The organism is Burkholderia sp. AU31624 (assembly GCF_020420065.1).
In the GTDB taxonomy this organism is placed as follows: Bacteria; Pseudomonadota; Gammaproteobacteria; order Burkholderiales; family Burkholderiaceae; genus Burkholderia.
The window spans coordinates 301,273-325,551 of record NZ_JAIZRT010000003.1; the positions used below are offsets into that span (position 1 = coordinate 301,273).

Sequence of the window (24,279 nt, forward strand, 5' to 3'; positions counted from 1 at the left end):
GGGGCTCCGGGCCGCATCGCGGCGCCGCGGCCCGCATGCCGGACCGCCCTGCCAACAAACCTGCCATCCACGAAACGCTCCGGCGCCGGCAGTAGGCGCCGGGGCGGCCGGCAACCTGCCGGCCCACCCCGGAAGGGGTCTTACATGTTCTCGATCAGCACTTCACCGAAGCCCGAGCACGACACCTGCGTCGCACCTTCCATCAGGCGCGCGAAGTCGTACGTGACGCGCTTCTGCAGGATCGACTTCTCCATCGCGGCGATGATCGTGTCGGCTGCTTCCGTCCAGCCGAGATGGCGCAGCATCATTTCCGCGGACAGGATCTCGGAACCGGGGTTCACGTAATCCTTGCCTGCGTACTTCGGCGCGGTGCCGTGCGTCGCTTCGAACATCGCGACCGAATCCGACAGGTTCGCGCCCGGCGCGATCCCGATGCCGCCGACCTGCGCGGCCAGCGCGTCGGAGATGTAGTCGCCGTTCAGGTTCAGCGTGGCGATCACGTCGTATTCGGCCGGGCGCAGCAGGATCTGCTGCAGGAACGCATCGGCGATCGAATCCTTGATCACGATCTCGTTGCCCGTCTTCGGGTTCTTCACGCGCATCCACGGGCCGCCGTCGATCAGCTCGCCGCCGAATTCCTTCTGCGCGAGCGCGTAGCCGGCGTCACGGAACAGGCCTTCCGTGAACTTCATGATGTTGCCCTTGTGCACCAGCGTGACCGACTTGCGATCGTTGTCGATCGCATACTGGATCGCCTTGCGCACGAGACGCTCGGTGCCTTCGGTCGACACGGGCTTGACGCCGATCCCCGAGGTTTCCGGGAAGCGGATCTTCTTCACGCCCATCTCGTCCTGCAGGAACTTGATCACCTTCTTCGCCTGCTCGGAGCCCGCGGCCCATTCGATGCCTGCGTAGATGTCTTCCGAGTTCTCGCGGAAGATCACCATGTCGATCTTTTGCGGCTCGCGCACCGGCGACGGCACGCCCTTGAAGTACTGCACCGGGCGCAGGCACACGTACAGGTCGAGTTCCTGGCGCAGCGCGACGTTCAACGAACGGATGCCGCCGCCGACCGGGGTCGTGAGCGGCCCCTTGATCGACACCACGTATTCCTTCAGCACCTGCAGCGTTTCGTCCGGGAGCCACACGTCCGGACCGTACACCTTCGTCGCCTTCTCGCCCGCGAAAATCTCCATCCAGTGGATCTTGCGCTTGCCCTTGTACGCATGCGCGACCGCCGCGTCGACGACCTTGATCATGACCGGCGTGATATCGAAGCCCGTACCGTCGCCTTCGATATAGGGAATGATCGGCTGATCGGAAACGTTGAGCGAGAAGTCCTTGTTGACGGTGATCTTGTCACCGCCTTCCGGAACCTTGATGTGCTGATACGGCATGATCGACTCCAGTGACGTGGCTGAGCAGGTGATGCTGGTCGAAGCTGCGCGCGCGGCGGGGGCGCGGCATGGCCACCCCGTGACGGCAACAGCGAGCCGCTATTCTAGCGCCCCAACCGGGCACTTCGGCATGAAGCGCGGCACTGCGTATCAAGACCCCACTTATGTCTTATATAAGACAGAGGACTTGCCGTTCCGTATTATGCATTAAGATTCCGCCATTTGCCATAGACCGCCCGCCCCCGCTTCCCGCGGCCCGCCGGGCGGACGCCCCGCCATGAACCTGATCGCCCTCAACAAGCCGTTCGGCACGATTTGCCAGTTTTCCGCGCACGAGACGCGCCCGTCGCTCGGCGACTGGGTCAAAACGCCCGGCGTCTACGCGGCCGGCCGGCTGGACGCGGACAGCGAGGGGCTGCTGCTGCTCACCGACGACGGCGCGCTGCAGGCGCGCATCGCCGAGCCGCGCCACAAGCTCGTCAAGCGCTACTGGGCGCAGGTCGAGGGCGCGCCCGGCCCCGCCGACCTGAAGGCGCTCGCGCGCGGCGTCGACCTCGGCGACTACGTGACGCGTCCGTGCCGCGCCGAGTTCATCGAACCGCCCGACACGCTGTGGCCGCGCAATCCTCCGATCCGCTACCGCGCCGCGATCCCGACGACGTGGATCGAGCTCGCGATCACCGAGGGCAAGAACCGGCAGGTGCGCCGGATGACGGCGGCCGTCGGCTTCCCGACGTTGCGCCTGGTGCGTGTCGGCATCGGCGCACTGGATATATTCGCGCTCGGCATTGCACCGGGAGAAACAATCGCGCTGTCGCCACGCGCGCCGTGGGAGGGTTTCGCGCCCGCCGGATGACGAATTCGGGATGGGCGAATTTTTCGTCATCTTTTTCGTCAACCGGCTGCGAAGATCGCGCGTTAAATCACGCAGATGCCAACCTTAGCTATCCGGCATTGGCAGCCGAACCCGTGTTTGCGTCACGAAAGCGACGTTTTTATCGAATACGATTCGGCGCCCGCAGCGCAATGAGAAATTTCTCGAAGCGTCTGTCAACCGAAAGGTGGATGGCACCGTTAGACGACATGACTCCTATTGCCGGGTCATTTGGTTAATTAACTAAAGCTGAGGAACACAACATGAACAAACTGATCGCTGCTCTGGTCGCTGGTCTCTTCGCAACGGCTGCTTTCGCACAAGCATCGGCTCCGGAAGCTGCTCCGGCTGCTGCTGAAGCTGCTTCGGCACCGGCTAAGCACGCTGCCAAGAAGCACCACGCAGCCAAGAAGCACCACAAGGCATCGAAGAAGGCTGCAGCGAGCGACGCAGCAGCACCGGCAGCTGCTTCGAACTAAGTAAGCCTGCTGTAATAAATAACGCAGTCAAGAACACGCAGTCTTGCCGTTCTTACGGCGTTGAAAGGCAGATCACCGCAAGGCGATCTGCCTTTTTCTTTTTGTGCCCGACGACACGCATCGCGTACCATGCGGGTCTCGTTTTCCAGATAGGAGCCTTGCTGTGCAATTCTCCCTGCGTTCGTCGCTCGGCCGCCTTGCGCGCGCCGCCGTGTTTCCCGCCGCGCTCGCCGTCATGGCGTTCGGCATGCAGGCCGCCGGCGCGCAAGTGCCGCCCGGCGCCAAGCAGCCGAGCGAATTCCCGCGCGTGAAGCTGCGCGCCGGCATGTACGTGATCGACGCGGCCGTCGCCGCGAACGACCCCGACCGCGAACAGGGGCTGATGTACCGTTCGCAGCTCGCGCCGAACGAAGGCATGCTGTTCGTGTTCAACGAGAACGCGGTGCATTGCTTCTGGATGAAGAACACGCTGATTCCGCTGTCGATCGCGTTCATCCGCGCGGACGGCACGATCACCGACATCGACGAGATGAAGGCCGAGACGACCGACAACCACTGCCCGCGCAACAACGGCGTCTATGCGCTCGAAATGAGCAAGGGCTGGTTCGCGGCGAAGGGCATCAAGCCCGGCATGAAGCTCGAAGGCCTGCCGAAGGCCCAGTAACGGCCATTGCCGCGGCACCGTGCCGCGCACCGACCGAAGCCGGCCGCCCGTTGCGCGCCGGCTTTTTTTTCGCCCGCCGGCGGGGGCGCCCGGCTTGATTCCGCCGCCGCCGGCCGCATCTGCAAAAGCCACGCGCAAGCGCTATGCTTTAAGTCTCGCTTGTCCAGTCCGGGCCGCCACCGTCGGCCCGCTTACATCCGAACCTAAGGAGGTTCACGTGCCCCGCAAAACCCCCATCGAGCGCTATCGCAATATCGGGATCAGCGCTCACATCGATGCCGGCAAAACCACGACGACCGAGCGCATCCTGTTTTACACCGGCGTGAGCCACAAGATCGGTGAAGTGCACGACGGCGCGGCCACGATGGACTGGATGGAGCAGGAGCAGGAACGCGGCATCACGATCACGTCGGCCGCGACCACGGCGTTCTGGAAGGGCATGGCCGGCAACTATCCCGAGCACCGGATCAACATCATCGACACGCCCGGGCACGTCGACTTCACCATTGAAGTCGAGCGCTCGATGCGCGTGCTCGACGGCGCGTGCATGGTCTACGACTCGGTCGGCGGCGTGCAGCCGCAGTCCGAGACCGTCTGGCGCCAGGCCAACAAGTACAAGGTGCCGCGCATCGCGTTCGTCAACAAGATGGACCGCATCGGCGCCGATTTCTTCCGCGTGCAGAAGCAGATCGGCGAGCGCCTGAAAGGCGTCGCCGTGCCGATCCAGATTCCGATCGGCGCGGAAGATCATTTCCAGGGCGTCGTCGATCTCGTGAAGATGAAGGCGATCGTGTGGGATGACGAGAGCCAGGGCGTGAAGTTCTCGTACGAGGACATCCCGGCAAACCTCGTCGAGCTCGCGCACGAATGGCGCGAAAAGATGGTCGAGGCCGCGGCGGAAGCGAGCGAGGAACTGCTCGAGAAGTATCTGCACGACCATGAATCGCTGACCGAGGACGAGATCAAGGCGGCGCTGCGCAAGCGCACGATCGCGAACGAGATCGTGCCGATGCTGTGCGGCAGCGCGTTCAAGAACAAGGGTGTGCAGGCGATGCTCGACGCGGTGATCGACTACCTGCCGTCGCCGGTCGACGTGCCGGCCATCCTCGGCCACGACTTCGCCGATCCGGAAAAGCCGGCGGAACGCCATCCGAGCGATGACGAGCCGTTCTCGTCGCTCGCGTTCAAGATCATGACCGACCCGTTCGTCGGCCAGCTGATCTTCTTCCGCGTGTATTCGGGCGTCGTCGAATCGGGCGACACGGTGCTCAACGCGACCAAGGACAAGAAGGAACGGCTCGGCCGGATCCTGCAAATGCACGCGAACGAGCGCAAGGAAATCAAGGAAGTGCGCGCGGGCGACATCGCGGCGGCCGTCGGCCTGAAGGAAGCGACCACCGGCGACACGCTGTGCGATCCGGCGAAGCCGATCATCCTCGAGAAGATGGAATTCCCGGAACCGGTGATCTCGCAGGCCGTCGAGCCGAAGACGAAGGCCGACCAGGAAAAGATGGGCCTGGCGCTGAACCGCCTCGCGCAGGAAGATCCGTCGTTCCGCGTGCAGACCGACGAAGAATCCGGCCAGACGATCATTTCGGGGATGGGCGAGCTTCACCTCGAAATCCTGGTCGACCGGATGAAGCGCGAATTCGGCGTCGAGGCGACGGTCGGCAAGCCGCAGGTCGCGTATCGCGAGACGGTGCGCACGACGGCGTCCGACGTCGAGGGCAAGTTCGTCAAGCAGTCGGGTGGTCGCGGCCAGTACGGCCACGCGGTGATCACGCTCGAGCCGAACCCCGGCAAGGGCTACGAGTTCCTCGACGAGATCAAGGGCGGCGTGATTCCGCGCGAATTCATCCCGGCCGTCGACAAGGGCATCACCGAGACGCTGAAGAGCGGCGTGCTCGCGGGCTACCCGGTCGTCGACGTGAAGGTGCACCTGACGTTCGGCTCGTACCACGACGTCGACTCGAACGAAAACGCGTTCCGGATGGCCGGCTCGATGGCATTCAAGGAAGCGATGCGCCGCGCGAAGCCCGTGCTGCTCGAGCCGATGATGGCCGTCGAGGTCGAGACGCCCGAGGAATTCATGGGCAACGTAATGGGCGACCTGTCGAGCCGTCGCGGCATCGTGCAGGGGATGGAAGACATCGCGGGTGGCGGCGGCAAGCTCGTGCGCGCCGAAGTGCCGCTCGCGGAAATGTTCGGCTACTCGACGTCGCTGCGTTCGGCCACGCAGGGCCGCGCGACCTACACGATGGAGTTCAAGCAGTACGCGGAAACGCCGGCCAACGTATCGGAAGGCGTGATCAACGCGAAAGTGAAGTAAGCGCGGCGCGCTCGCGCGCGGCTGCTTGCAGGCAAGGCCCGTCCGGTTCCGGACGGGCCTTTTTTCATTCGCGCGCACCATGCACGCCGCCCTTTTTGATCGGCACGACCCGGTTTTTTTTCGCGTGCCACAATGCATCGCGATTCATCAGATGGAACCATCCCGATGCCGCCCACCCCTGCCCTGCGCCGCCTGCTGATCCTCTATGCCGGCCTGATCGCCGCGAACGTCGCCGTGTGGCTGTGGGCGCTCGCCGTGTTGCGCGATCATCCGCTGCTGCTCGGCACCGCGGCGATCGCATACGGACTCGGGCTGCGTCATGCGGTCGACGCCGATCACATCGCCGCGATCGACGTTGCGACGCGCAAGCTGATGCAGGAAGGCCAGCGTCCGGTGAGCGTCGGGCTGTTCTTCTCGCTCGGCCATTCGACGATCGTGATCGTCGCGACGCTCGGCATCGCGCTGACGGCGTTCGCGCTGCGCGACCGGTTCGATGCATTCCGCGAGATCGGCGGCACGATCGGCACGGCGGTGTCGGCCACCTTCCTGCTCGTGCTCGCGTGCGTGAACCTGGTGATCCTGCGCGACGTGTGGCGACGCTATCGCGGCACGCACGGGCATGCGCACGGCGCCGCGCATGTGCATCGCCCTGCCGGGCTCGTGTCCCGTCTGCTGCGTCCGCTGTTCCGGTTCGTGTCGAAGAGCTGGCACATGTATCCGGTCGGCGTGCTGTTCGGGCTCGGTTTCGATACTGCAACCGAAATCGGCCTGCTCGCGATCGCCGCCGCGCAGGCGAGCCAGGGGCTGCCGGTCTATACGGTCATGCTGTTTCCCGCGCTGTTCACCGCCGGCATGACGCTGATCGACTCGACCGACAACGTGCTGATGATTCATGCGTACGGCTGGGCGATGGACGATCCGCAGCGCAAGCTGCTCTACAACGCGAGCATCACGTTCGTGTCGGCGGCCGTCGCACTGGCGATCGGCGGGATCGAGGCAGCCGGCCTGCTGGCCGACAAGCTGGCGCTGACGGGCCCCGTGCGCGACACGCTCGATGCGCTCGGCGAACGCTTCGGCTCGATCGGCTACGGCATCGTCGCGCTGTTCCTCGTGTGCTGGATCGCGTCGATCCTGTTCCACCGCTGGCAGCGTGCGGCCGATGCGCCTGCGCGCTGAGCGACGCGCGAACGGTCGGACGTTTCATTCCGGAAACAAAATCCCCCCGACGATGCCGCGTGCGTGCGTCGCGTGTCCGCACGCGCCTTGCGCGACGGGCACAAGCGGCCGATGGCACGAATCTCGCACATAGGGATTCGCACGGCGGGCCCGCGTGCCGATTCGCGTTCGCGGCTGGCGTCAAGCGCCGGCCCTAAGGCAATCGGCCACCGATAGGATAACGAATCTTTTATGGCTCCCTGCACTACACGTAGCTAGCCGCGCGGCAACGAGGCGTCGCGCGCATGGGGAGGCCATGATGCATAAGACGAAACAACCGTCCCGCCCGGCGGGACGGCGCCCTCGTGCAACCTTGCTGGCCGCGGCCGCGTTTGCGTGCTGCTGCTCGTATGCCGTCGCACAAACCACCACGCCTGATTCCGCGCCCGGCGCGAACGCCGGCTCGGACACCATCATGACGCTGGTCGCGGACGCTACGTCATGCGCAGCCAATCCGGCTGGGTGTGCGGTGCAGGTCTATGCCGGTCATGGTATCGGCGGGAACGGGGCCGGCCCGAGCGGCAGTGGTAGCGGCAGCCCTGGGCCGGCCAACGGTAGTGGCAGCGGCAACGGTAGCGGGGGAAATAACGGCAACGGTGCCGTCGGACCTGCCGGTGTCGGTGGAACGACAGGCGGAACGTCCGGCGGGACGAGCGGCGGGACGAGCGGCACGGGTCGCGGAGGCAACTCGTCCGGCAACGGTGGTAACGGTAGTTCCGGTGGTGGCGGCACTTCCGGTGGTGGTACTTCCGGTGGCGGCACTTCCGGTGGCGGTACTTCCGGTGGCGGTACTTCCGGTGGCGGCACTTCCGGTGGCGGCACTTCCGGTGGCGGCACTTCCGGTGGTGGCACTTCCGGTGGTGGCACTTCCGGTGGTGGCACTTCCGGTGGCGGTACTTCCGGTGGCGGTACTTCCGGTGGCGGTACTTCCGGCGGTGGTACTTCCGGTGGCGGTACTTCCGGTGGCGGTACTTCCGGTGGCGGAGGCCATGGCGGACACGGAGGCGGTGGCGATGGTGACGGCGGTGGTCACGGCGATGGCGGTGGCCACGGCGACGGTGGCGGCCATGGCGATGGCGGTGGTCACGGCGATGGCGGTGGCCACGGCGACGGTGGCGGCCATGGCGATGGTGGCGGCCACGGCGACGGCGGTGGCCACGGCGACGGCGGTGGCCACGGCGACGGCGGTGGCCACGGCGACGGTGGCGGCCATGGCAATGGTGGTGGCCATGGCGACGGTGGTGGCCATGGCGACGGCGGTGGCCACGGCGACGGCGGTGGCCACGGCAACGGCGGTGGCCACGGCGACGGCGGTGGCCACGGCGACGGCGGTGGCCATGGCGACGGCGGTGGCCACGGCGACGGCGGCGGTCACGGCAACGGCGGTGGCCATGGCGACGGCGGCGGTCACGGCAACGGCGGTGGCCATGGCGACGGCGGTGGCCATGGCGACGGCGGCGGTCACGGCAACGGCGGTGGCAACGGCAACGGCAACGGCGACGGCGGTGGCCATGGCAATGGCGGTGGCCATGGCGACGGCGGCGGTCACGGCAACGGCGGTGGCAACGGCGGTGGCAACGGCGACGGCGGTGGCCATGGCAATGGCGGCGGCCGTGGCGACGGTGGCGGCCACGGCAACGGTGGTCACGGCAATGGCAATGGCAATGGCGGTGGCAACGGCAACGGCGGCTCGGGCAACGGTGAAGGCAACGGTGGCCACGGCAATGGCGGCGGCAACGGCAATGGCAACGGCAGTGGTGGCGCCGGCAATGGCGGGCCCAACGGTGTCGGCAATGGCCACGGCACCGGCAACGGCAATGGCGGCGGTCACGGCAACGGCGGCTCGTCCGGCGGCAACCACTGACCGGACACGTTGCCTGACCGGGTGCCGTCAGAGCATCTCGAGCGCGCGCTTGCTGCGCGGCGGACGGAAATACGCGTCAAGCCGCGCGCGCTCGTCATCGCTCAATTCGAAATCGAGCGCGGCGCGATTGTCGCGCACGTGCTCGATCCTCGATGCCTTCGGGATCGCGAATACGCCCGGCTGCGCGAGCACCCATGCCAGCGCGACGCGCATCACCGACACGCCGCGCAGCCGCGCGATCTCGTCGAGCGGCGAACGCTTCGGTAACCGCCCATGGTCGACCGGGCTGTACGCCATCGCCGGCATCCGGTGATCGGCGAGCCAGGGCAGCAGGTCGAATTCCGGGCCGCGCCGCGCGATGTTGTAGAGGATCTGGTTGGTCGCGCAGGCACCGCCGCCCGCGTCTTCGACGAGTTCCTCCATATCGGCCGTATCGAAGTTGCTCACGCCCCAACGACGAATCTTGCCCGCGCGCTGCAGCGCCTCGAAGCCCTCGACCGTTTCATCGAGCGGCACCGAGCCGCGCCAGTGCAGCAGGTACAGATCGAGACGATCGGTGCGCAAGCGCTTGAGGCTCGCGTCGCACGCGGCAACGACGCCGCGCCGGCTCGCATGGTGCGGATAGACCTTGCTGACGAGGAACACGTCGTCGCGCAGGCCCGCGAGTGCTTCTCCGACCAGTTCCTCGGTCGCGCCGTCGCCGTACATCTCGGCCGTATCGACCAGCGTCATCCCGAGTTCGATGCCTTCGCGCAGCGCGGCGATCTCGTCCGCTCGGCGGGCGGGCCGCTCACCCATTTCCCAGGTGCCCTGACCGAGCTTCGGAATCGTCTCGCCGTCCGGCAGGACGACCGTGGCGATCGTGTCTGTCATGCGTTCCTCGTTGCGGGTTCGTGGCCGCGCAGCGCGGCCAAAGCATGGAATACGACGTGTCAGTGTAGTCAATCGGCACGCTGACGGCCTATTGCACGGCAAAAACCGGCTATAACGGCACCGCATGATGACTTAGAATGGCCGCAACCTGATCGATACCCATTCCATGAAGGCACCCACGGACGACCGGTGGCAGGACCTGCGCCCCGACCCGGACAACGACACGCCGCTGTACCTGCAGCTCGCCCGCAAGCTCGGCGACGCGATCCACGACAACCGCTGGACAGCCGGCGAGGCATTGCCCTCCGAGCGCGTGCTGTCCGATGCGCTCGGCGTGTCGCGCATCACCGCACGCAAGGCGATCGCGCTGCTCGTCGAGCAGGGTTTGATCCGTCGCACGCAGGGCGCGGGCAATTTCATCCAGCCGCGCTACGAGGATCCGCTGTCGCGACTGTCGAGCTTCAGCGAAATGCTCGAACGGCGCGGCTTCAAGCCGAGCTCGCAATGGCTCGCGCGCGAGATCCAGCCGGCGAACCGCGACGAAGTGATCCAGCTCGGGCTGTCGCCGGCCGCATCCGTTACACGCCTGAAACGCCTGCGCCTCGCCGACGGCATCGTGATGGCCGTCGAGAACTCGACGTTCCCCGCGACGCTGATTCCCGATCCGCAGGCGATCGGCGGCTCGCTGTACAGCTATCTCGAAGCGCGCGGCACGCCGATCGTGCGCGCGCTGCAGCATTTCCGCGCGGTCAACGCGACCGACGAGATCGCCGAGCAGATGGGCATCGCGCCGCACGACGCGCTGCTGCTGATCACGCGGATCGGCTATACGTCGGACCAGCGCGCGATCGAACTGACCGATACCTACTGCCGCAACGATTACTACGACTTCGTCGTCGAGCTGCGCAAGTAACGCCGGCCGCGCGGCCGCCGCTTTCCGCTTACAGCCAGCGCGCGACGTCGGTGCCGGGCGGCACGGGCGGCCGTTCGAACGCCGGCGGCGTGGCCGACAGGCGCTCGGCCGGCCGCACGCTATCGAGCATGCCGAACGGCGATGCGATGCGATCGAACCGGTCGCGCACGTCGGCGGCCGCGAGATCGGGCGCACCCAGGCCGTCCGGCACGTTGCCGAACGACTGCAGCCAGCGTCCCGTCTGCGCGAGCGACATCCGCACGTGCCAGCTTCCGCCTTCGCTCGCCCGCCGCGCGAGCGCGATCATCGCGCCGAACGCCGCGAGATACCCCGTCGCGTGATCGAGCGCCTGGCACGGCAGGTGGCGCGGCGCGTCCGCGTGCGCGGCCTGCTGCTCCTGCCATGCGATCCCGCTCGCCGACTGCACGAGGCTGTCGAAGCCGCGCCGCTGCGCCCACGGCCCCGCATGCCCGTACGCGGATATCGACACGTACACGATGCCGGGCCGCCGCATCGCCAGTGCGTGCGGCGCGAAGCCGCGCGCCGCGAGCGCGCCGGGCCGGTACGACTGCAGGAACACATCCGCGTCGTGTACGAGCGCGTGCAGCGTATCGATGCCCGCGGCATCACGCAGGTCGATCCACGTCGAACGCTTGCCGCGCCCGTTGTCGATCACGAGCGGCGCGATGTTCGGCAGGTGCGGGCCGTTGACGAGCAGCGTCTGCGCGCCATGTGACGCCAGCGTGCGGCCCGCGACCGGCCCCGCGATGATGCGCGTGAGATCGAGCACACGCACACCCGTGAGCGGCTGGCCGGCTTCGCCTCGACCGATCGGCTCGACCGGTGCATCGCCGATCCGCTCGATCTCGAACAGCGGCAGCGACGCGATCGCGCGCGCTTGCTCGAGCGACGCCCACTCGTCAGGTGTTCTGATCAATGCGGCACACAGCCCGGCGTCGGCCAGCGCGGTATCGAGTGCCGCGCCGTCCCACGTGCGGATCGCCGCGGCGACATCGTCCCGCTGCGCGCTACAGCCAAGCACGTCGAGAATGCCGCTCAGGTGATGCGGGAAGTTCGCGTGCAGCTGGATCCAGCGGCCGTCGCCCGTCTCGAAGAAGCCCGTCACCGGATGACGCAACTCCGGCGGCGGACCATCGTCCACGCGCAGGTAGCGTTCGCTGCGGAATGCGACGAGCGCGTCGCGCACCGACACGTCGACGGATTGCGCAACACCCGTGCGAAGCCGGTGGCATTCGGCCGCCGCGAGCCCGGCTGCCGCGATCGTCGCCGCGGCCAGCGTGCCGACCCGGAAGGTCGAAGGCAACGTCGGGTCCTGCCCCGTTACGGTTGCACGGGCCAGCGCGCCGGGGTCGCCGTGTGCGAGCCGCCACAGATGCGCCAAAGCAAGTTCGGGTGTCATGGCGGAATGGGCGGTGAGAAAGACAACATCGAGTCTAGGATCGGCGGCAGTCGCGAGCAATCCTGATTGCACGAATCCGCACAGCACATACGGTCGTATTCCCTGCGTTCCGGCAGAAACGGCCGACCCACGCCTTTCAGTGCGCTGGAAACCTGCCGATACCCTCGATACCGGCGTGCCCGCTGCACGCGTGAACCGCGACCTGCTGCGCTTACTACCGGATCGCGCAACCGGGTGCCGCTACCATCACGCGAATCGAATGCGGCTGTCGGCACGCTGCCGTGCCGACGCGAAACGCTCGCGCGCCAGCGTCGAACGTTCGCTCGACCGGGACGTACCGAAGCCAGACCCGCAGATCACTTAGATCGCCGCATGACCACACGGCCGGCTGGATCACACATGCGCTCGAACACGGCACGCACGGAGCGCCGATCCCGCCCCGGGCGCGCTACGTCGGCAACGACGCGGGCGCATGGCGCCGGCCGTCTCGCCACGCGACGAGCGGCCTCCACCACGCCTGCGCGGCGCGCCTCGCCGGCACCTCGAGCGGACCGAACGCGAACGTCGCGCCCTGCGACCCCGCGCTGACCCATACGCGCATGCCGGGCGTCAGCATCAGCGCAGCCCCGGCGCCAAGCCAGTGATCGTCGGGCAAGCCCTCGATCGTCACCCAGACCTCGCCGTCGGCCACCTCCAGCGAGGTGCGATCGACGATCCGCCACCGACCGGCCGGCTCGTCGCCATCGATCACATAAAGTCGCAGTTCGCGCATGGCAGCCTCCTGGTCGCACGGATCCGATGGCATCAGTATTTCGGACAGTGGCAGCACACGGACAGATACGGCTGCAGACACTTTTGGCCGAACTGTACTGGTCGTTCGACAGGGACGGGAGGCGCCTGTCGGCGGACTTCGCGCCGTCCTTGCGCCGAACCGGCACGACGCGACGGCTTTCCCTACAATGTCGGCTGTCCCGCGCCACCCTCCCGCCCCCATGTTCCAGCGTCCGCCTGCCGCCGCCCCCGGCGAAAAGAATCTCACCGTGATGCTCTGGCTCGTCGCAACGGGCTTCTTCATGCAGACGCTCGATGCGACCATCGTGAACACGGCGCTGCCGTCGATGGCCGCGAGCCTCGGCGAATCGCCGCTGCGGATGCAGTCGGTCGTGATCGCGTACTCGCTGACGATGGCGGTGATGATCCCGGTCTCGGGCTGGCTCGCCGACACCTTCGGCACGCGGCGTGTGTTCTTCAGCGCGATCCTGGTGTTCTCGCTCGGCTCGCTGCTGTGCGCGAATGCACATACGCTCACGCAACTTGTCGCGTTCCGCGTCGTGCAGGGGGTCGGCGGCGCGATGCTGCTGCCGGTCGGACGGCTCGCGGTGCTGCGTACCTTTCCGGCCGAGCGCTACCTGGCCGCGCTGTCGTTCGTCGCGATTCCCGGCCTGATCGGCCCGCTGATCGGGCCGACGCTCGGCGGCTGGCTCGTGAAGATCGCGTCGTGGCACTGGATCTTCCTGATCAACGTGCCGGTCGGCGTCGCGGGCTGCATCGCGACCTTCTATTCGATGCCCGATTCACGCAACCCGGCCGTCGGCCGCTTCGACCTGAAGGGCTATCTGCTGCTGACGATCGGCATGGTCGCGATCTCGCTGTCGCTCGACGGGCTCGCCGATCTCGGGATGCAGCACGCGGCCGTGCTCGTGCTGCTGATCCTGAGCCTCGCGTGCTTCGTCGCGTACGGCCTGTATGCGGTGCGCGCGCCGCAACCGATCTTTTCATTGGAGCTGTTCCGGATCCATACCTTCAGCGTCGGGCTGCTCGGCAACCTGTTCGCGCGAATCGGCAGCGGCGCGATGCCGTACCTGATCCCGCTGCTGCTGCAGGTGAGCCTCGGCTACTCGGCGTTCGAGGCCGGGCTGATGATGCTGCCGGTGGCCGCCGCCGGGATGTTCTCGAAGCGGATCATCACGCGCCTGATCACGCGGCACGGCTACCGCAAGGTGCTGCTCGCGAACACGATCATGGTCGGCGTGATGATGGCGAGCTTCGCGCTGATGCGCGACACGGTGCCCGTCTGGGTGAAGGTCGTGCATCTCGCGCTGTTCGGCGGCTTCAACTCGATGCAGTTCACCGCGATGAACACGCTGACGCTGAAGGATCTCGGCACGGGCGGCGCGAGCAGCGGCAACAGCCTGTTCTCGCTCGTGCAGATGCTGTCGATGAGCCTCGGCGTCACGGTCGCGGGGGCGCTGCTCGCGACGTTCACGGGCATGCTGCGCACCGTGACGCCGAGCAACACGCTGCCGGCGTTCCATGCGACGTTCATCTGTGTCGGCATCATCACGGCGGCTTCCGCGTGGATCTTCGCGCAGCTCGCGCCCGAGATCCGCAGCACCGCGCGCAAGACCGACCCGTCCGAGCGCGCGTGATGCGTGGCGCGCGCCGAACCGGGTCGGCGCGCACCATCACGGTGCAGCGCGGCCCTGCGAGGCGCATCTGAAACACCGGCCATGCCCCGCGGGGCTCGGCCGCGACGCGCCGCCGCACGGGGTACGATGCCGTGCACGCTTCTTGCTCGCCTATTCTCTAGGTAAACTGGCAGTCCTCCTTCGGCCGACATCATGAGCATGATCGAAATCGATCCCCCCGGCTTTCAGCCGCCCCGCCCCGTCGCCGGCGACGACGGGAACCGGCGCACCGTGCTGTACGGCGGCTACACCGTGTTCAGCGTGTTCCAGCCCGTTTTCTCGGTGTCGCACCGCCGCGCGATCGGCTATCACGCGTCGCTGCGTGCGCACGACGAGGAAAGCCGCCAGGTGGCGTCGCACGAGGTATTCACGCAGGCGGCGCGGCGCGGTGACCTGCTCGAGCTCGGCCGGCTCGCCGAATCGCTGCATCTCGGCAACTTCCACGCCTTCGACAGCCACGACGAATGGCTCTTCCTGAGCCTGCATCCGGCCGCGCTGATGGACACCGTCTACAGCGACGCGCTGCTCGCGAACCTGAAGGCGCTCGGGCTGCCGCCGCATCGCGTCGTGCTCGAGGTGCCCGAACAGGCGGGCGGCGAGACGCCGCGCTACGCGGCGATCGTCGACGGGCTGCGCAAGGCCGGCTTCCTGATCGCGCTGGTCGGGTTCGGCGCGAAGCATTCGAACATCGACCGCGTGTGGCACCTGCATCCCGACATCGTCACGCTCGACCGCGGCATCCTCGCGCAGGCGAGCGAGCACTCACATCTCGAACGCGTGCTGCCGGGGCTGGTGTCGCTGCTGCACGAATCCGGTCAGCTCGTGCTGATGGGCGGGCTCGCGACCGAACGCGACGCACTGATCGCACTGGAGTGCGACGTCGATTTCGTGCAGGGCCAGTACTTCGCGGGGCCAAGCGTCGAACCGGTGCAGCCGCAGGCCGCCGCGGGCTGCATGGATACGCTGTCGGCCGCGTTGCGGCTGCGCGTGGCGAAACGCGAGCGCACGCAGGCGGAACGGCTCGCGCCGTACGTCGCGGCGCTCGAGGAAGCGAGCCAGAAGCTCGTCGCGGGGGAATCGCTGACCGACGCGGCCGCAGCCGTGCTCGGGCTGCCCGAGACCGCACGCTGCTTCCTGCTCGACGCCTCGGGGCGCCAGATCGGCGACAACGTGCTCGCGCGCGGCAGCGTCTCGCAGCGCGCGAAGCGTTTCCGGCCGCTGCTGCATTCCGAAGGGGCAAGCTGGGAACGCCGCCCGTACTTCATCGACGCGATGCGCGCGCCGGGCCGTGTGCACCTGACGGCACCCTACCTGTCGATCAACGAGGCGCACCTGTGCGTGACCGCGTCGATCGCCGCGCCGGTCGCGACCGGCATGCAGGTGCTCTGCGTCGACATCAACTGGGAAGCGGCACTCAACCGCGAATGAGCGCGCCGCCGCGCCGCCCTACCTAGGCCGCGGCAGCCTTGCGTACGATCAGCCGGTGCACGCGCTTGCCGGACGATGCGCTGACGACCTCGTGCTCGTCGATCACTTGCGTACCGGCACCGAGCGCCGCCCTCATCCGCGCCGAATCGAGCGGCGTGTAGAGGCGGCCGCGCTCGTCGCGCAACGCGCCGTTTCCGGCCACCCGCCAGCTCATGTACAACGTGCCGCCCGGCATCAGCAGCTCGGCCAGTCGCGCGGCGGCAGCGGCCGCCTCCGCCGGTTCGAGATGCATGACGACCGTTTCGCACAGCACGTTGCGAAACGCGCCGGACGGCACGCCGGCCAGCGCCGGCAGCGCGGCCAGCTCGAAGGTGAGATCCGGGTGGCGGCGCCGCGCCTCGTCGAGCAGCGCGGCGCTCGCGTCGTAGCCGCGCACGTCGAAGCCGCGCGACGCAAGCCAGGCCGTATCGCGCCCGGCCCCGCAGCCGACGTCCGCGGTCGGCCCCGGCGAGAAATGCTGCTCCAGCAGCGTGTACATGTCGTCGGGCGCAGCCTGGTCGAGCCAGTCCTGCGCGTATTGCGCGGCATGGGCGTCGTAGGCATCGAGAGTCGGACGATCCACCATGGTGACGGCTCCGCATAGGCGTCGTATGACGCACCCCGCATCTTAGCCGTTGCACACTCCGTGCGGCATCACGCACGCCCATGCCGCGAGTCGTGCAGCCCCTACGCAGCCCGCACGTCGCCCGCGTGCGGCGCTTGCGCGCTCAGCTCGGCCCACAGCGCATCGCCGAGCCAGGCCGGGCGCGCCGCCGCACGTTCCGCGTCGTGCACGAGCGCGCACAGTCGCGCATTGACGGGCGCCTGCCCGCCGAAGCGCGCGGCCAGCCGCACGACCTCGCCGTTGATCCACTCGACTTCCGTCGCCCGCCCCGCCGCAAGATCGTCGGACATCGACGAACGCGCGAGCGGGTCGATCGCGAGCATCCGGCCGCCGAGCACGCGAAACGCCGGATCGGGCAAATCGAGCACGGCCGGGAGCCATCCGGCCGGCAACGGCGTCAGCCGCGCGGGCCGGATCGCGGCCCGCGCCAGCCAGTGCAGCGCTTCGCGCTGCGCAAGCGCGACGCAGCGCCGGTACGCACGTTGCGCGAGTTCGTCTCGCAGCGGCAGGTTCGCGAGCGCGTTGACCGAGTTGTTCAGGTTGAGCAGCAGCTTCGCCCATTGCACGGCCCGCATGTCGCGATGCAGCGCGAGCGGCAGCCCGGCACGCGCGAATGCGCCGGCGAACGGCGTCAGCGCGGGGGAGACTTCGGCTGCCAGCGCGCCGGCCGAACCCTGGTGAAACGCACCGGGCGCGCGCTCGATCACGTTGAACGGCACCATGCCGGCCAGCACGGTGGCTTGCGGTAGCGCTTCGCGCAGCACGTCGGCGTTGTGCAGGCCGTTCTGGAAACTGACCACAACCGTGCCGGGCCGCAGCACACCGGCAAGCTGCGCCGCGGCCTCGCGCGTCGCGGCCGATTTCACCGCCACGAGCACGAGCCGCGCGGCGGCCGCAGCCGCCGGATCGGTCTCGAACACGACGTCCGCCGGCGCGAGCGTCGCGCGGTAGCCACGCTGGTCGGTCAGCGTCAGCCCGTGCCGATGAATCGCGTCGCCGATCCGCGCGCGGCCGACGAGCGTCACATTCGCGCCGGCCGCCGCAAGCCGTCCACCGAGATAGCAGCCGACCGCGCCCGCGCCGAACACGCAGACCGGGGCGTCAGACATGCGAATGCGCGCCGCCGTGCACGGGGCCGGCCCGCCGCTCGACTTCGCGGCGCACGTCGCCGCGCAGCCCCGCGAAGAACGCGACCTCGGCGACGACGAACAGCGGCCCGACCATCAGGCCGATCAGATCGTCGACGAACGCGGGCTTGCGCCCCTCGAACCAGTGTCCGACGAACTGCACGATCCAGCCGACGACGAACGCGCCTATACCGATCGCGAGCCATTGCGCGGTCGGCAGCAACGCGAGCGCCTGCGCGGCCCACAGGCCGAGCGCGAACAGCGCGGTCATCACGATCCCGAACCGCAGGTCGAGACGCAGGTAGAACAGCGCGAACGCGAACGCCAGCAGCAGCGCCGGCGACAGCGCGATGCCGGCCAGCATCCCGAGCGCCGGCCGCGACAGCAGCACCTCGACCGCGAACACGATCATCGGAATGCCGACCAGATGCGTCGCGATGTTGCGCGCGTCGCGATGGTAGGCCGCATACTGGGCAAGATGGTCTTCGAGCGTCTTCATCGCGTCTCCTGGTCGATGGTTGAGCGCTATGATGCGCGTCACGCCCGAGAACCTCTGTCAGCTACCCGACATCGCGTGCCCATGCCCTCTTCGCTCGCCCCGTACCTGCCGCAGATCGAAGCGAACCCGTGGTTCGCCGCGCTGCCGCCCGCGTTGCGCGCGGACCTGCTCGCCCGCGCGGCGCTGCGCCGGCTGCCGGCCGGCCATGCGCTGTTCCGGCGCGGCGACCCGCCGTGCGGGCTGTACGCGGTACTGGCCGGTTCACTCACGATAGGTGCGGTCGACCCGCAGGGCAAGGAAGCGCTGCTGACGGTGGCCGAGCCCGTCACCTGGTTCGGCGAAATCGCGCTGTTCGACGGCCAGCCGCGCACGCACGACGCGATCGCACTCGACGACGCGCTGCTGCTGCACGTCCCGCAGGCCGCGCTGCTTGCGATCCTCGATGCGACGCCGCAATACTGGCGGCAATTCGCGCTGCTGATGGCGCAGAAACTGCGTCTGAGCTTCCTGACCGTCGAATCGATGAGCGTGATGCCGGCCGCGCAGCGGCTCGCCGCCCGGCTGCTGATGATCGCCGACGGCTACGGCGGGATCAGCGCCGGCCGCACCCGCATCCGGCTGTCGCAGGAAAAGCTCGCGGCGATGCTGTCGCTGACGCGGCAGACCACCAACCAGTTGCTGAAGGCGCTGCAGGCCGACGGCGTCGTGCGGCTGCACGTCGGCGAGATCGAGCTCGTCGACGTCGATGCGCTGCGGCGCGCGAGCGGGTTGCCCGACGGCATGCGCTGAGGTTCGGCACCACCGCCACGCGACCTCCCCGCCGTGACCGCGTTGCGCTATCGTGGCGGCTCGTCCGTTCATCCGCCCGCCTCGCCTTGAGCACATCGACCGCCTCCGCCCCCTCGCGCCATCCGTGGCCTGTGTTCATCGCGTTCCTGCGGCTCGGCCTCACGTCGTTCGGCGGCCCGGTCGCGCATCTCGGCTACTTCCGCACCGAATTCGTCACGCGGCGCGGCTGGCTCACCGAGCGCACGTACGCGGATCTCGTCGGGCTGTGCCAGTTCCTGCCAGGGCCCGCGAGCAGCCAGGTCGGAATGGCGATCGGCCTCGCGCGCGCCGGCTACGCGGGCATGTTCGCCGCGTGGCTCGGCTTCACGCTGCCGTCGGCGTTGCTGATGATGCTGTTCGCGCTCGGCGTGCATGCAACGGGCGCGCCGATCGAAGCCGGTGCGCTGCACGGGCTGCGCATCGTGTCGGTCGCCGTGATCGCGCAAGCCGTGTGGGGCATGGCGCGCACGCTGTGCCCGGATGCGCGCCGCGTCACGCTGATGGCCGCGGCCGCCTGCGTCGCGTTGCTCGCACCGGCCGCGTGGACCCAGGTTGCGGTGATCGTCGCGGCCGGGTTGGCCGGCCTCGTGCTGCTGCCGCAGCCGCCGCGTGGCGCGCATGATCCACTGCCGCTGCACGTGTCGCCTCGCGCGGGCGTGCTGTGGCTCGCGCTGTTCGCGGCGCTGCTCGTCGTCCTGCCGTTCGCGGCCCGTACGCTGCGCGCCGATATGCTCGCCGTCGTCGATGCGTTCTTCCGCACCGGCGCGCTCGTGTTCGGCGGCGGTCACGTGGTGCTGCCGCTGCTGCAGGCGGCCGTGGTCGCGCCCGGCTGGGTCGGCGATGCGGCGTTCCTGGCCGGATATGGCGTCGCGCAGGCCGTGCCGGGGCCGCTGTTCACGTTCTCGGCGTTCCTCGGCGCGTCGCTGCGCAACGCGCCGAACGGCTGGCTCGGCGGCACGATCGCGCTGGTGTCGATCTTCGCGCCGTCGTTCCTGCTGGTGGCCGGCACCGCGCCGTTCTGGGAACGCCTGCGCCGCAGCACGCGCATGCAGGCCGCGCTCGCCGGCGTGAACGCGGCCGTCGTCGGCCTGCTGCTCGCCGCGCTCTATCACCCGGTCTGGACCGACACGATCGTGGCGCCGCGCGATCTGGCCGCCGCGCTCGTCGCGTTCGTCGCGCTGGTGTTCTGGCGCGTGCCGCCGTGGGCCGTCGTGATCGCGAGCGCCGCGCTCGGCTGGGGGCTCGGCCTCCTGGCCTGACCCGGGACGCGCGGCACGTTCCAGCGCGTCAAAAACAAAAAAAACCCTCGTTTCGAGGGCTTTTCTTGCTGGGTGCCGCGCGCCGTAGCGGCGCGCAGGCGCCGGACCTTACGCGAAGTTCTTCGCTGCGAAGTCCCAGTTCACGATGTTCCAGAACGCTTCGACGAACTTCGGACGTGCGTTGCGGTAGTCGATGTAGTACGCGTGTTCCCACACGTCGATCGTCAGCAGTGCCTTGTCGGCGGTCGTCAGCGGCGTTGCTGCGTTGCTCGTCGACACGATGTCGAGCGAACCGTCAGCCTTCTTCACGAGCCATGCCCAGCCCGAGCCGAACGTGCCGACTGCAGCCTTCGTGAACGCTTCCTTGAATGCGTCGTACGAACCCCACTTCGCGTTGATCGCGTCGCCCAGCGCGCCCGTCGGTGCGCCGCCGCCGTTCGGCGACAGGCTGTTCCAGAAGAACGTGTGGTTCCAGATTTGCGCGGCGTTGTTGAAGATGCCGCCCGACGACTTCTTCACGATCTCTTCCAGCGACAGGTTTTCGAATTCCGTGCCCGGGATCAGATTGTTCAGGTTCGTCACATAAGCCTGATGGTGCTTGCCGTAGTGGTACTGGATCGTCTCGAGCGAGATGGTCGGCGCGAGTGCGTCTTCAGCGTACGGGAGCGGCGGGAGCGTATGAGCCATGGCGATTCCTTCGTTGAGTATGTAGGGAGGCTGTGTTGGATGCTGCCGAGCGTCCGATTGTAGGCGAGGACGAATAACCCCGCAAACTCACGGGCCATTTATCCGCGGTATGCGGAAAAGCGATGTTTGCGCAACGTCCGGCAGGACGAACCCGACGATGAGCAGCATCCGTTCCCGTGCACGATGCGTCCGTTACGACAACCTTCGCGCCGCTCGCACCCGTTACGTCAGATCGTATCGGTCAGCCGCGGCTGCACGTCGGCGATCGACACGTCGGCCGAGCCTTCCGCGAGATGCACGGTCAGGCGGCGCTGCGGCTTCAGCGCGTTCGGCGTGCGCACCGCGCGGCCCGTCTGCGCATCGATCAGCGCCGCATAGCCGCGCTCGAGCGTGCGCTGCGGGCTCAGCACCTCGAGCCGTGCCGCACAGGCTGACACGCGAGCCGTGTCGCGTTCATGACGGCGCTGCAAGGCCAGCGCAAGACGCTGCGACAGCCCCGCGAGCGCCTGGCGCGTCTGCGAAGGATCAGGCCGTGCGCGCTGCCAGCGCAGCTGCGCGAGCGCGAACCGCGCGCGCGCGTCGCGTACCGGCCGCGACGCCGCCGACGCCAGCCGCACCGCGAGCTGCTCGACGTGCGTGCGCTGCCGCTGCAGCCGCTCGGCCGGGCTCACCAGCCGGCGCGCGAGCCAGTCGAGCTGCTGCGCGCGCTGTTCGAGCCGGCGCTCCATGCCGCGCGCGAGCGCCCGCTGGCGCTCGCCGACCTCGCGCAGCAGCAGTGCGCGCTGCGGGCTCGCGAGTTCGGCCGCGCCGGTCGGCGTCGGCGCACGCACGTCGGCCGCGAAGTCCGCGATCGTGAAATCGGTTTCGTGCCCGACGCCGCTGACGACCGGCAGTTCGCTCGCCGCGATCGCGCGTGCCAGCGCCTCGTCGTTGAACGACCACAGATCCTCGATCGAGCCGCCGCCGCGACAGACCAGCAGCACGTCGACCTCGCGGCGCGCATTCGCGGTCTCGACGGCCGCGACGAGCTTTTCGGCGGAACCCGCGCCCTGCACGGGCGCCGGATAGACGATCACCGGAATGTGCGGCGCGCGGCGCGCGAGCGTGGTCAGCACGTCGCGCAGCGCCGCCGCCTGCAGCGACGTGACGATACCGATCGCGCGCGGATGGGCCGGCAGCGGCCGCTTGCGCTCGGGCGCGAACAGCCCCTCGCTCTCGAGCTGCGCCTTCAGCCGCAGGAACGCCTCGTACAGGCGCCCCTGCCCGGTGCGCCGCACGGCCTCGACGTTGAGCTGCACTTCCCCGCGCGGCTCGTACATCGTGACGACCGCGCGCACCTCGATCCGGTCACCTTCGCGCGGCGTGAACTCCGCGTACTGCGCGCGGCCGCGGAACATCACGCAGCGCATCTGCGCCTGCTGGTCCTTGATCGAGAAATACCAGTGGCCGCTCGCGGCGCGCGTGAAATTCGACACTTCGCCCGAAATCCACAGCAGCGGAAACGAGCGCTCGAGCATCGTCGAAATCGCGCGATTGAGCGCCGAAACGGGAATCACTTCGTCGCCGCCGCGGGTCGCGCCCGGTGCGGCAAATGGGGAGTCGGAAGGCATGGACGGTCGAATGAATGCTGGCGGCGACACGATAGTCCGACACGCACGCGACGTCCAGCGCCGGGCGCATGTACCGTGACGTTCGGAAGGTGTCCACACTTTGGCAATCATCGGCCTAAAACGCGCGAAAACCGCTGAAAAATCCAGACAATTCTCTCTAACACCTTGATTTTTATATATTTTTAAATCTTTCTGAATGATTCTCATCCGATTCGAAGCCCACCCGGCGGGCGTTTGACGCCATCGAGCAGGGAGTTCTTCACAGAGTTATCCACAAGCCGCCGCGATCCGGCCCCGCGAGTCGCGGCGGCCGGTCGCGCTTGCCGCGCCCGCCCGCGGCGCGCTAGAGTGCCGCCTTCCGCAGACCCCGCGGCATGCGCCGCCCAACGGAGAATCCGCCTTGACGAATCCGTCCCACGCCGCGGCGCACGAGATGCCGCGCCCGGCCCGATGAGCGCGCCCGACGGCCCGCTCGCCCGGCTCGAAGCCCGCCTGACGCGCGAATGGCAGCGCCGCGGCGCGCTCGCGTGGGCGCTCACGCCGTTCGCCTGCGTGTTCGGCCTGTGCGCGGCGCTGCGGCGCACCGCCTACGCGCAGGGCTGGAAGAAGCCGGTCGACGTCGGCGTGCCCGTCGTCGTGGTCGGCAACGTGACCGTCGGCGGCACCGGCAAGACGCCGACCGTGATCGCACTCGTCGACGCGTTGCGCGCGGCCGGCTTCACGCCCGGCATCGTATCGCGCGGCTACGGCGCGAACGTGAAGGCGCCGACCGCCGTCACGCCCGCATCGCGCGCCAGCACGGGCGGCGACGAACCGCTCCTGATCGCACGCCGCACCGGCGCGCCCGTCTGGGTCTGCCCCGATCGCGTCGCGGCCGCGCAGGCGCTGCGCGCCGCGCATCCGGACGTCGACGTGATCGTCAGCGACGACGGCCTGCAGCACTACCGCCTCGCGCGCACGGTCGAACTCGTCGTGTTCGACCACCGGCTCGGCGGCAACGGCTTCCTGCTGCCGGCCGGACCGTTGCGCGAGCCGCTGTCGCGGCACCGCGACGCCACACTCGTCAACGATCCGTACAGCGGCGCGCTGCCGCCGTGGCCCGACACCTATTCGCTCGCGCTCACGCCCGGCGCCGCGTGGCACCTCGACCAGCCCGCGCTGCGCCGCCCGCTGTCGCAATTCGCGAACGAGCGCGTGCTCGCCGCGGCCGGCATCGGCGCGCCGGAACGCTTCTTCGCGACGCTGCGCGCGGCCGGTCTCGCGCCCGCGACGCGCGCGCTGCCCGACCACTACGCGTTCGCCGACAATCCGTTCGTCGACGACGCCGTCGATGCGATCCTGATCACCGAGAAGGATGCAGTAAAATTGGGCGCTTCCTGGCGCGACGCCCGACTGTGGGTTGTCCCCGTCGAAGCCGCGCTCGACCCTCGCCTCATTGCCCTCGTTGTGGAGAAACTCCGTGGACGCTCGCCTGCTTGAAATCCTTGTGTGCCCTATCTGCAAAGGCCCGCTCCACTATGACCGTGCCGCGCAGGAACTGATCTGCAACGCGGACAAGCTCGCCTACCCGATCCGCGACGGCATCCCCGTGATGCTGGTCGACGAGGCGCGCCAGACCGTCGAAGGCACGCCGGTCGACCCGGCCGGCCGCTAAGCCGCCCGACCCGGCCCTCGCCGCGGC

General features: G+C 68.4%; 22 protein-coding genes. 12 read left to right on the forward strand and 10 right to left on the reverse strand.

The window, feature by feature from the left end; translation table 11 throughout:
* Positions 1-140: 140 nt before the first annotated feature.
* Complete coding sequence (gene icd, locus LGM89_RS11715) at positions 141-1,397, reverse strand: NADP-dependent isocitrate dehydrogenase (protein ID WP_006478026.1); 1,257 nt, start codon at positions 1,395-1,397, stop codon at positions 141-143.
* Between the two features lie 277 nt (positions 1,398-1,674).
* On the opposite strand from icd, the gene LGM89_RS11720 reads away from it, so the two are divergent.
* The 5 genes from LGM89_RS11720 (at position 1,675) to LGM89_RS11740 (ending at position 6,919) form a co-directional block, all read left to right on the forward strand.
* Positions 1,675-2,253 (forward strand): pseudouridine synthase, encoded by a 579-nt coding sequence (locus LGM89_RS11720; RefSeq protein ID WP_089495489.1) that lies wholly within the window; start codon positions 1,675-1,677, stop codon positions 2,251-2,253.
* Positions 2,254-2,534: 281 nt separating this feature from the next.
* Positions 2,535-2,750 (forward strand): hypothetical protein, encoded by a 216-nt coding sequence (locus LGM89_RS11725; RefSeq protein ID WP_011352970.1) that lies wholly within the window; start codon positions 2,535-2,537, stop codon positions 2,748-2,750.
* A 163-nt stretch (positions 2,751-2,913) separates the two neighbouring features.
* Positions 2,914-3,414, forward strand: coding sequence for a DUF192 domain-containing protein (locus LGM89_RS11730; protein WP_089473431.1), 501 nt, complete (start codon positions 2,914-2,916; stop codon positions 3,412-3,414).
* Positions 3,415-3,631: 217 nt separating this feature from the next.
* A complete protein-coding gene (fusA, locus tag LGM89_RS11735) occupies positions 3,632-5,743 on the forward strand; it encodes an elongation factor G (protein ID WP_089495490.1) in 2,112 nt (703 codons plus the stop codon).
* Between the two features lie 165 nt (positions 5,744-5,908).
* Positions 5,909-6,919 carry a HoxN/HupN/NixA family nickel/cobalt transporter gene (locus tag LGM89_RS11740; RefSeq protein ID WP_226273092.1) on the forward strand — a complete coding sequence of 337 codons (1,011 nt, stop codon included), beginning with the start codon at positions 5,909-5,911 and terminating at the stop codon, positions 6,917-6,919.
* A 478-nt stretch (positions 6,920-7,397) separates the two neighbouring features.
* Here the strand turns inward: LGM89_RS11740 and LGM89_RS37375 are convergent, their stop codons facing one another.
* On the reverse strand, positions 7,398-8,789 hold the full coding sequence (locus LGM89_RS37375; protein WP_413227464.1) for a hypothetical protein: 1,392 nt from the start codon (positions 8,787-8,789) through the stop codon (positions 7,398-7,400).
* A gap of 60 nt (positions 8,790-8,849) precedes the next feature.
* Positions 8,850-9,695 carry an aldo/keto reductase gene (locus LGM89_RS11750; protein ID WP_226273094.1) on the reverse strand — a complete coding sequence of 282 codons (846 nt, stop codon included), beginning with the start codon at positions 9,693-9,695 and terminating at the stop codon, positions 8,850-8,852.
* A 166-nt stretch (positions 9,696-9,861) separates the two neighbouring features.
* Between LGM89_RS11750 and LGM89_RS11755 the strand changes: the two genes are divergently transcribed.
* Positions 9,862-10,608 (forward strand): GntR family transcriptional regulator, encoded by a 747-nt coding sequence (locus tag LGM89_RS11755; protein WP_089440857.1) that lies wholly within the window; start codon positions 9,862-9,864, stop codon positions 10,606-10,608.
* Between the two features lie 28 nt (positions 10,609-10,636).
* On the opposite strand, the gene LGM89_RS11760 is transcribed toward LGM89_RS11755, so the two are convergent.
* Together LGM89_RS11760 and LGM89_RS11765 are read right to left on the reverse strand one after the other, a co-directional pair.
* Positions 10,637-12,028, reverse strand: coding sequence for a CoA transferase (locus tag LGM89_RS11760; RefSeq protein ID WP_089495493.1), 1,392 nt, complete (start codon positions 12,026-12,028; stop codon positions 10,637-10,639).
* 448 nt (positions 12,029-12,476) lie between these two features.
* The gene (locus tag LGM89_RS11765; RefSeq protein WP_089495494.1) at positions 12,477-12,800 is read right to left on the reverse strand and encodes a DUF2917 domain-containing protein; all 324 of its coding nucleotides are present in this window, start codon (positions 12,798-12,800) and stop codon (positions 12,477-12,479) included.
* 220 nt (positions 12,801-13,020) lie between these two features.
* Here LGM89_RS11765 and mdtD point away from each other — a divergent pair, with 220 nt between their 5' ends.
* Together mdtD and LGM89_RS11775 are read left to right on the forward strand one after the other, a co-directional pair.
* Positions 13,021-14,457, forward strand: a complete 1,437-nt coding sequence (mdtD, locus tag LGM89_RS11770; protein ID WP_089440860.1) for a multidrug transporter subunit MdtD — start codon at positions 13,021-13,023, stop codon at positions 14,455-14,457.
* A 192-nt stretch (positions 14,458-14,649) separates the two neighbouring features.
* Positions 14,650-15,924, forward strand: a complete 1,275-nt coding sequence (locus LGM89_RS11775; RefSeq protein WP_089473436.1) for an EAL domain-containing protein — start codon at positions 14,650-14,652, stop codon at positions 15,922-15,924.
* Between the two features lie 22 nt (positions 15,925-15,946).
* On the opposite strand, the gene LGM89_RS11780 is transcribed toward LGM89_RS11775, so the two are convergent.
* From LGM89_RS11780 to LGM89_RS11790, 3 genes are all read right to left on the reverse strand, one after another.
* The gene (locus tag LGM89_RS11780; protein ID WP_226273095.1) at positions 15,947-16,549 is read right to left on the reverse strand and encodes a class I SAM-dependent methyltransferase; all 603 of its coding nucleotides are present in this window, start codon (positions 16,547-16,549) and stop codon (positions 15,947-15,949) included.
* A gap of 101 nt (positions 16,550-16,650) precedes the next feature.
* Positions 16,651-17,697, reverse strand: a complete 1,047-nt coding sequence (locus LGM89_RS11785) for a 2-dehydropantoate 2-reductase (protein WP_226273096.1) — start codon at positions 17,695-17,697, stop codon at positions 16,651-16,653.
* A complete protein-coding gene (locus LGM89_RS11790) occupies positions 17,690-18,214 on the reverse strand; it encodes a DUF962 domain-containing protein (RefSeq protein ID WP_226207152.1) in 525 nt (174 codons plus the stop codon). The genes LGM89_RS11785 and LGM89_RS11790 overlap by 8 nt, the downstream gene beginning before the upstream one ends.
* Before the next feature lie 81 nt (positions 18,215-18,295).
* Between LGM89_RS11790 and LGM89_RS11795 the strand changes: the two genes are divergently transcribed.
* Both LGM89_RS11795 and chrA read left to right on the forward strand, forming a co-directional pair.
* The gene (locus tag LGM89_RS11795) at positions 18,296-19,003 is read left to right on the forward strand and encodes a Crp/Fnr family transcriptional regulator (protein WP_027789289.1); all 708 of its coding nucleotides are present in this window, start codon (positions 18,296-18,298) and stop codon (positions 19,001-19,003) included.
* Positions 19,004-19,089: 86 nt separating this feature from the next.
* Positions 19,090-20,301, forward strand: coding sequence for a chromate efflux transporter (gene chrA, locus LGM89_RS11800; RefSeq protein WP_226273097.1), 1,212 nt, complete (start codon positions 19,090-19,092; stop codon positions 20,299-20,301).
* 108 nt (positions 20,302-20,409) lie between these two features.
* Here the strand turns inward: chrA and sodB are convergent, their stop codons facing one another.
* Together sodB and xseA are read right to left on the reverse strand one after the other, a co-directional pair.
* The gene (gene sodB / locus LGM89_RS11805) at positions 20,410-20,988 is read right to left on the reverse strand and encodes a superoxide dismutase [Fe] (RefSeq protein ID WP_011352986.1); all 579 of its coding nucleotides are present in this window, start codon (positions 20,986-20,988) and stop codon (positions 20,410-20,412) included.
* 227 nt (positions 20,989-21,215) lie between these two features.
* Positions 21,216-22,598 (reverse strand): exodeoxyribonuclease VII large subunit, encoded by a 1,383-nt coding sequence (xseA, locus tag LGM89_RS11810; RefSeq protein ID WP_226273098.1) that lies wholly within the window; start codon positions 22,596-22,598, stop codon positions 21,216-21,218.
* Between the two features lie 450 nt (positions 22,599-23,048).
* On the opposite strand from xseA, the gene lpxK reads away from it, so the two are divergent.
* Both lpxK and LGM89_RS11820 read left to right on the forward strand, forming a co-directional pair.
* Positions 23,049-24,077, forward strand: coding sequence for a tetraacyldisaccharide 4'-kinase (lpxK, locus tag LGM89_RS11815; protein ID WP_226273099.1), 1,029 nt, complete (start codon positions 23,049-23,051; stop codon positions 24,075-24,077).
* Positions 24,058-24,252 (forward strand): Trm112 family protein, encoded by a 195-nt coding sequence (locus tag LGM89_RS11820; protein WP_010090898.1) that lies wholly within the window; start codon positions 24,058-24,060, stop codon positions 24,250-24,252. Before lpxK ends, LGM89_RS11820 begins: the two co-directional genes overlap by 20 nt.
* Positions 24,253-24,279: the final 27 nt, after the last annotated feature.